This window comes from Dialister sp. (assembly GCF_036343215.1).
Classification (GTDB): Bacteria; Bacillota; Negativicutes; order Veillonellales; family Dialisteraceae; genus Dialister.
The window spans coordinates 1-1,708 of sequence record NZ_JAZASU010000189.1 but is presented as its reverse complement, the minus strand read 5'-3'; the positions used below and the strand labels follow the sequence as shown (position 1 = coordinate 1,708).

Genomic DNA, 1,708 nt, shown 5'->3' with positions numbered 1-1,708 from the left:
CCGGGGTCAAGGGGCTTCAGCCCCTTGATGCCGGAATGTAAATCTGATAAAATCCCCAGGCCAGGGCAACTGTATAAAAATTGACCGCATTTCTAAAAACTCGAATTCCGATTATTTGACAAAGGGTAAGATTCAATGGTTCCCCTGCGGGAAATCAATTTATCTAGCCGGCTTCACCGACGGCCTTTGGCTCTCAACTGGCAAAAGAAAGCTGTTTTTAAATTGCTTGACGGAGCATAGAACAGATGTAATACATCTCGCCTGTGCACAGACCCCATATAAAATTCGTGTCCCGTCAGGGGCACACCTCCACGAAGAACGAACAACGAAGAACGAAGAACGAATATCGATCTTGCCTCTATCCACAAAAATCATCTTTATTTCCAAAAACATCATATCTATTTCTACAAATCTCTACTGCAGCTATTTACTTCCATGAAGTAAACGTTTATAATAAAACTATCAGAATAACGAGACAAAGAAGCCTTTCCTTTTGGAAAGGCTTTTGTTGTCTCATGGGCAATGGGGCCGCACTTTTTGGTAAAGTGCGGCTTTTTCAGTCAGGGGGGATTTATATGAAGAAATTATTGAAAACTCTGGTTGCCGGTTCTTTAGTGGGTCTTACTGTTTTGAGCTTTGCAGGCTGCGGAGGGGGAGGAAGCAAGAGTTCCGCTCCTGCGGCAGGGGGTGGAGTCCCGAAGGATACCATCGTTGTCGGTATGCCGGTCGATCCGGAAACTTTGGATCCGGCCGTTACAATGGATAACAAGGGCTGGCAGATTACCTACCCTGCTTATGAACGGCTTGTGAAATATAAAACGGTCAACGGCAAGGCTTCCACGGAAGTCGAACCGTCGCTGGCCAAAGAATGGAAAGTTTCCGATGACGGCCTGGTATGGACCTTTACCCTGAACGAAGGCCATAAATTTGCCGATGGCAGCGCTGTTGATGCCAATGCCGTCAAATTCTCCATTGAACGTGTCATGAAAATGAAAAAAGGACCGTCCGACTATTTCAAAATTGTGAAATCCATTGAAGCTCCGGACGCAAAGACCGTCATCTTTACCCTGGAAAAACCATTTGCTCCCTTCCTCTATACCCTGGCCGTGAACGGTTCTTCCATCGTCAATCCGAAGGTCATGGAAAAAGCAAAGGACAATGATATGGGTACGAATTACCTCGCAACCCACACCATGGGTTCCGGCGCTTATGAAATCACTTCCTACACACCGAGCCAGTCCATCAAGCTCGATGCCCAGAAGAATTATGCAGGCAAGAAACCGGCTATCCAGCACATCGTATTCAATTCCATCAAAGATCCTTCCGCCCAGAGACTGCAGCTGGAAAAAGGGGATATCGATATTGCGGAAGGCATCCCCATGGACCAGCTGGATCAGCTGAAGGATAACAAGGATATCAAGATTTACGACGATCCGTCCCTTTTGACCTCCATCGTTTACCTGAACAACCAGAAGGGACCGACGGCAAATAAAGTCTTCCGCCAGGCCCTCTCCTATGCCATCGATTACAATTCCATCATTGAAGGCGCAGTCAAGGGCAAAGGCAAACAGCTCACTGCAGCCGTACCGCAGGGCATGTGGGGCCGTGATGATTCCATCAAGGGGTATACCTATGACGTGAACAAGGCCAAAGAACTCCTGGCTGCATCGGGAGAAAATGTGACGGAAATGACCCTTCTCTACTCCGG

At 47.6% G+C, this 1,708-nt stretch carries 1 protein-coding gene; it reads left to right on the top strand.

Features of this window, described 5'->3' with window-relative positions:
- Positions 1-575: 575 nt before the first annotated feature.
- A partial coding sequence (locus tag VZT47_RS10260; RefSeq protein WP_330224863.1) for an ABC transporter substrate-binding protein occupies positions 576-1,708 on the top strand: 1,133 nt, incomplete at its 3' end.